Source organism: Pseudomonas fluorescens (assembly GCF_902497995.1).
Lineage (GTDB): Bacteria > Pseudomonadota > Gammaproteobacteria > Pseudomonadales > Pseudomonadaceae > Aquipseudomonas > Aquipseudomonas fluorescens_BK.
The window spans coordinates 51546-58169 of sequence record NZ_CABVII010000033.1; the positions used below are offsets into that span (position 1 = coordinate 51546).

Genomic DNA, 6624 nt, shown 5'->3' on the forward strand with positions numbered 1-6624 from the left:
CTGCTCAGGGGTTTTTTATTGCTTGGATTTTTCCGCCTTACCAATCGCGTTTCTGCCAGCCTTGTTCGATTCCCATCCCGTCCAAGCTGAGATTCAGATGGGTCAGTTTCGGATAGTCATTTTTGTAGTGCCTTCAAGTGTTTCCCCCAGTTCGATGATGGGTTGACGGGTTTGAGCGACGGGCTTACAGAGGCAAGTAGGTAAGCTTCAGCGGTATCAGTCGTTTGGTTTCCGAATCCGTCTGAGCGTAGTGTTCAATTAATGCCCGCACGAGGTTATCCAGCGTCCAAAGAGTGAGCGGCACACTGGCCCGCTCGGCCTCATAGTAGGCGTCTTTGCTGAAGCCACCGGTACTGACGTAAAGCCCGCGATCATCCTTGTGTCGGCCCCCGAGAAAACTACGGATTTGTTGACTGCCCATCTGGTCTTTGCGGTGTTTGACCTCAACGATGATCCGTGGATTCTCAAAACCGAAACCATCGGGTGATGCGATGATGTCTTTCCCGCGATCCGGTCCGGCTGGGGAGACCTGAGTCTTGTAGCCCATTGCACGCAAGATACCTGCGACCAGGTGCTGCATATCATCCCAAGGTAAGGCGTTGATCAAATCTTTGATCCGTTCGAGAGCCAGACTTTCCATGCCTGCCAGAGGATCGCTATCGGGATACTCCTCTTCTACTGAGGGTAGTGCAGGTGGCTTATCCCCAGCCGCCATCGCTTTCAGCTCTTGGAGCGCAAAGTCAGGTACCACGAAGACGGTAAGCGTGGAGCCGAGGCTATTCTTGCTGGCAGTACTCAGGCTGTCGCGGTCGACTTCCTGTGCTTGCCATAGCACCGGACGTGTCAATGACATTCCGAGGTCAGCTAGATCAGGATTGTGTTTGAAGTCGCCAGTGATTTTGCCCACTAAATAGGTACGGTTAGCGGGTGAGTAGGTCACTACCCAGTCACCGGGTTGAATTTCATTAATGAAGCGCCACACTTGCGAGGCGCCTGAAATAGCGGTGCCAGGTTTGATATTGGGTTCAATGTCTTGGTAGAGGCGAGTGACTTCCTTGCGCGTCATGCCAGGCTTGGCCAGGGGCGCAAGTTGCGACCATCCAATGGCGGCGACACCTCGGTCCCGGAAATCGTCGTATAACCGGCCGGACTCGCCACGGATCATCCACATTTTGGCCATATCACTTCCTTAGTTTTTGTAAGTCGCACTGGTGCATACGTTATTTGGCGTTGATCGCCATATGAACGGAGTGAGGAGAACGCAGGATAAGGTAGGTGGTGCAGGCACCGACAACAATTGCCGGATTCAGGACGCAAAAAAGCCCCAGACCCTGCGGCCTGAGGCTTTCTCGTTTCTACGTATGGTGCACCAGGCGGGATTCGAACCCACGACCCCTGCCTTCGGAGGGCAGTACTCTATCCAGCTGAGCTACTGGTGCAATGCGGGCGCCATGATACTCATAAGCGGTGCGGGCGTCCATGCTGCTGAATCGTCTGCGTTTTTCCAAGCGTAGCGGGTGTTCGCTACGTTGATCAGAAAAAATAGGCAAATGCGCCGTTTTCGTTCTTTTTTTCGAACAGCCTATTGTCCTTTACCCCCTTTGATCCTAGGATTCGTTTGAGATTTCAAACGCTCTTGTCTGGGTGCTGAACCGCACGAGTCCAATCCGTGCGCTATTTATGTGCTTCAGCCCGGTGAATGATTTCCCTGACGGCAGCCTTCGAGGCGCCTTTCTACAATCATAATTCGCTCCGCGCTGGTCGCGGTGCTGTTAAGGAAAGCCGACATGCAGCTTAAAGACACCCAGTTGTTCCGCCAGCAAGCCTTTATCGATGGCGCTTGGGTCGATGCGGACAATGGTCAGACGATCAAGGTCAACAATCCGGCAACGGGCGAAATTCTGGGCACCGTGCCGAAAATGGGCGCTGCCGAAACCCGCCGTGCGATCGAAGCCGCTGACAAAGCGCTGCCGGCCTGGCGTGCACTGACCGCCAAGGATCGCGCGAACAAGCTGCGTCGCTGGTTCGAACTGATCATCGAGAACCAGGACGACCTGGCTCGCCTGATGACCCTGGAGCAGGGCAAGCCATTGGCCGAAGCCAAGGGCGAGATCGTTTACGCCGCTTCCTTTATCGAGTGGTTCGCCGAAGAAGCCAAGCGCATCTACGGTGACGTGATTCCGGGCCACCAGCCAGACAAGCGCCTGATCGTGATCAAGCAGCCAATCGGCGTGACCGCTGCAATCACCCCGTGGAACTTCCCGGCCGCGATGATCACCCGTAAAGCCGGCCCGGCCCTGGCCGCCGGTTGCACCATGGTGCTCAAGCCTGCTTCGCAAACTCCGTTTTCCGCATTCGCTTTGGCTGAACTGGCCCAGCGTGCCGGCATTCCAGCTGGTGTGTTCAGCGTGGTGTCCGGCAGCGCCGGCGACATCGGCAGCGAGCTGACCAGCAACCCGATCGTGCGCAAACTGTCCTTCACCGGCTCGACAGAAATCGGTCGTCAGCTGATGGCTGAATGCGCCAAGGACATCAAGAAAGTGTCCCTGGAATTGGGCGGCAACGCGCCGTTCATCGTGTTCGACGACGCGGACCTGGATAAGGCTGTCGAAGGCGCGATCATTTCCAAGTACCGCAACAACGGCCAGACCTGCGTCTGCGCCAACCGTCTATACATTCAGGATTCGGTCTACGACGCGTTCGCCGAGAAGCTGAAAGTGGCCGTGGCCAAACTCAAGATCGGTAACGGTCTGGAAGACGGCACCACCACTGGCCCGCTGATCGACGAAAAAGCCGTGGCCAAGGTGCAAGAGCACATCGCTGACGCGGTCAGCAAAGGCGCAACCGTTCTGGCGGGTGGCAAGGTCATGGAAGGCAACTTCTTCGAGCCGACCATCCTGACCAACGTGCCGAAGAACGCTGCGGTGGCCAAGGAAGAAACCTTCGGTCCATTGGCTCCACTGTTCCGCTTCAAAGACGAAGCCGAAGTGATCGCGATGTCCAACGACACCGAGTTCGGCCTGGCCTCGTACTTCTATGCCCGCGACCTGGGCCGTGTGTTCCGTGTGGCGGAAGCCCTGGAATACGGCATGGTCGGCGTCAACACCGGGTTGATCTCCAACGAAGTCGCGCCGTTCGGCGGCATCAAGGCGTCGGGCCTGGGCCGTGAAGGCTCCAAGTACGGCATCGAAGATTACCTGGAAATCAAATACCTCTGCCTGGGCATCTAAGCCCGGGCCAGGCATTGCTGCAAACGCAAAGGGCACGAGAGCGCTGTCCCTTTGCGCGCTTCAACCGCAATTTTCTCGGTGGCCGGGAACGCTGTGGCAGTCGATCATCGCATGCTGCCGCAGTTGCCTCCCCGCCGCATTTTCCTTGAGCCACGCCGCCCGATGAGCGGCGAATGAGGACTGTATGAGCAAGACTAACGCATCCCTGATGAAACGCCGCGAAGCCGCTGTACCACGCGGTGTTGGCCAGATTCACCCGATCTTCGCCGAGTCCGCGAAGAACGCCACCGTGACCGATGTCGAAGGTCGCGAGTTCATCGACTTCGCCGGCGGTATCGCCGTGCTGAACACCGGTCACGTGCACCCGAAAATCATCGCCGCGGTGACCGAGCAGCTGAACAAGCTGACCCACACCTGCTTCCAGGTCCTGGCTTACGAGCCGTACGTGGAAGTGTGCGAAAAAATCAACGCCAAGGTGCCAGGTGATTTCGCCAAGAAAACCCTGCTGGTGACCACCGGTTCCGAAGCCGTGGAAAACTCGATCAAGATCGCCCGTGCCGCCACTGGCCGTGCCGGCGTGATTGCGTTCACCGGCGCGTACCACGGCCGTACCATGATGACCCTGGGCCTGACCGGTAAAGTTGTGCCTTACTCGGCCGGCATGGGCCTGATGCCAGGCGGCATCTTCCGCGCGCTGTACCCGAACGAACTGCACGGTGTGAGCATCGACGATTCGATCGCCAGCATCGAACGCATTTTCAAGAACGACGCTGAGCCGCGTGACATCGCTGCGATCATCATCGAGCCGGTTCAGGGTGAAGGCGGTTTCTACGTCGCTCCTCAAGCCTTCATGAAGCGTCTGCGCGCCTTGTGCGACCAGCACGGCATCCTGTTGATCGCTGACGAAGTGCAGACTGGCGCTGGCCGTACCGGCACCTTCTTCGCCATGGAACAGATGGGCGTTGCCGCCGACCTGACCACCTTCGCCAAATCCATCGCCGGCGGCTTCCCGCTGGCCGGTGTCTGCGGCAAGGCAGAATACATGGACGCCATCGCGCCAGGCGGCCTGGGCGGCACCTATGCCGGTAGCCCGATCGCTTGCGCCGCGGCCCTGGCCGTGATGGAAGTCTTCGAAGAAGAGAACCTGCTGGACCGCTGCAAGGCTGTCGGCGAGCGTCTGGTGACGGGTCTGAAAGCCATCCAGGCCAAGTACCCGGTGATCGGCGAAGTCCGTGCCTTGGGCGCGATGATCGCGGTCGAGCTGTTCGTCGATGGCGACAGCCACAAGCCGAATGCACCAGCGGTAGCCGCTGTTGTGGCCAAGGCTCGCGACAAGGGCCTGATCCTGCTGTCCTGCGGCACTTACGGCAACGTTCTGCGCGTGCTGGTTCCGCTGACTTCGCCGGACGAGCAACTGGATAAAGGTCTGGCGATCATGGAAGAGTGCTTCTCGGAGCTTTGATTTAAAGTGCTCCGATGAAAGTGTGAGCTGATCGACAAAAAACCCGCTTCGGCGGGTTTTTTTTGTTCCCCGAAACCCACCGCGCTGTACCGAGACGCAAATCCTGAGCGGGCTTGTCAGCGAAGGGGCCATAAACAAAATCTCAAAGGGCGTGCGCTTCTCGAGGTTCGAAAGCGGCCACCACAAAGCTCGCCCGGATGGCGAAGTGTCTTTGAAATAGGGGATTTTGAGCTAAGTTCCGGAGGGTGCGCCCGCGAACGGGGCGCACCGATCAACGGTGTCAGACGGTAGTGGCAGGACGCAGGGAGTAGGTTTTCAACTGGTCGGCGAAGTCGCGCAGGGACTGGATACCGCTGGCTTCGGCTTCGTGTACCCAATCCTTGATGGCGGCCAGCATGTCGTGACCATTAGAGCTGGTCTTGAGCCAGATCTGCTGCAAGGCCAGGCGTTTCTCGTAGATTACCTTCAGCGCCTGACTGTGCTCGAGCATGGCCTGGATGCGAATGTGGTGTTTTTCATCCAGCAGGCTGGTTTCCCGCGAGAGCAGGCGTTTGGCCCGGTGGAACTGGTGACGAACCGAGTGATCGACCTTTTCCAGCTCTTGCTTGACCAGCGGGGCGATCACCAGCTTGCGGTACTGGGCCATGATCTGGAAGCGGTTGTTGAGGATGGCCATGGCGGTGTCCATGTCCAGGTTGCCTTTACCTTCGACCCGGTGGGCAATTGGCGCGACGCGCTGGACCTTGGCCAGGCGACAGAAGCTGAAGACTTGTATCCAGGCCCAGCCGAGATCGAATTCCCACTTCTTCACCGACAACTTCGCCGAGTTCGGGTAGGTGTGATGGTTGTTATGCAGTTCTTCGCCGCCGATCAGGATGCCCCATGGCACCAGATTGGTCGCCGCATCGCGGCATTCGAAGTTGCGGTAGCCGATGGCATGGCCCAGGCCATTGACCACGCCGGCAGCCCAGACCGGGATCCACATCATCTGGATGGCCCAGATGGTGATACCAATGGTGCCGAACAGCAGCAGGTCGATAACGCCCATGATCGCTACGCCCAGCAACGGGAATCGGCTGTACAGGTTGCGTTCGATCCAGTCATCGGGGCAGTTCTTGCCGTAGATACGCAAGGTCTCGGGGTTTTCCGCTTCGGCGCGGTACAACTCGGCACCTTTGCGCAGGACAGTGGACAACCCCTTGATGACCGGGCTGTGCGGGTCATCTTCGGTTTCGCATTTGGCGTGATGCTTGCGGTGGATAGCGGTCCACTCGCGGGTGTTCTGGGCTGTGGTCAACCACAACCAGAAACGGAAGAAATGTTTCAGGCCGGCATTGAGCTCAAGCGAGCGATGGGCTGAGTAGCGATGCAGATAGACCGTGACGCCGATGATCGTCACATGGGTCATCAGCAGGGTGACTGCCACCAGTGACCAGGGCGACAAGCCGAGCAAACCTTCGTACCACATAGGCTATAGGGCCCTCGATAAAGAAAAAAACAGCCGTTGCATTATCACTGAGCCCACAGATAAAACCAGTCACCCTTTCAGATAAGAATGGCTGGATGTTTCTTCAGTTGATAACCCCATCCTTTTTGAAGGGGTATGGAGGGCTGAATGTCTGCTACCTATCGCGATGCTCTGCGCGCCGCACTGCTCTTCCTTCGGGTTTCAATAGTCTGGCTGCAATTCAGTGGTCATTTATTGAGCAGTTTCTTCGATAGCTCCGAGGCGTTGCAGCGATGGCAACCGATCAACGGGAGCCAGAGATATTAGTTCGGGCGCCCGGTTCCTGCCGGGCACAATCCCCTGTAATTGGATGGACTCGCCCACGCCGAGGCGTCAATGCGCCACGGTGGCAGTCTAAACAGCCAACGACAGCGAGGGCGAGTCCATGAAAAAGCATACTTCGATTGATCAATCATTGTCTTCTG

At 57.7% G+C, this 6624-nt stretch carries 4 protein-coding genes and 1 tRNA gene; 2 read left to right on the top strand and 3 right to left on the bottom strand.

The window, feature by feature from the left end; translation table 11 throughout:
- Window positions 1–184: 184 nt before the first annotated feature.
- Together F8N80_RS27900 and F8N80_RS27905 are read right to left on the bottom strand one after the other, a co-directional pair.
- A complete protein-coding gene (locus tag F8N80_RS27900; protein WP_150746440.1) occupies window positions 185–1180 on the bottom strand; it encodes a restriction endonuclease in 996 nt (331 codons plus the stop codon).
- Between the two features lie 182 nt (window positions 1181–1362).
- A tRNA-Arg gene (locus tag F8N80_RS27905) sits at window positions 1363–1439 on the bottom strand.
- 348 nt (window positions 1440–1787) lie between these two features.
- Here F8N80_RS27905 and gabD point away from each other — a divergent pair.
- Window positions 1788–3230, top strand: coding sequence for an NADP-dependent succinate-semialdehyde dehydrogenase (gene gabD, locus F8N80_RS27910; RefSeq protein ID WP_150746456.1), 1443 nt, complete (start codon window positions 1788–1790; stop codon window positions 3228–3230).
- Window positions 3231–3414: 184 nt separating this feature from the next.
- Window positions 3415–4692, top strand: coding sequence for a 4-aminobutyrate--2-oxoglutarate transaminase (gene gabT / locus F8N80_RS27915; protein ID WP_150746457.1), 1278 nt, complete (start codon window positions 3415–3417; stop codon window positions 4690–4692).
- A gap of 280 nt (window positions 4693–4972) precedes the next feature.
- Here the strand turns inward: gabT and desA are convergent, their stop codons facing one another.
- Window positions 4973–6160 carry a delta-9 fatty acid desaturase DesA gene (gene desA, locus F8N80_RS27920; RefSeq protein ID WP_150746458.1) on the bottom strand — a complete coding sequence of 396 codons (1188 nt, stop codon included), beginning with the start codon at window positions 6158–6160 and terminating at the stop codon, window positions 4973–4975.
- Window positions 6161–6624: the final 464 nt, after the last annotated feature.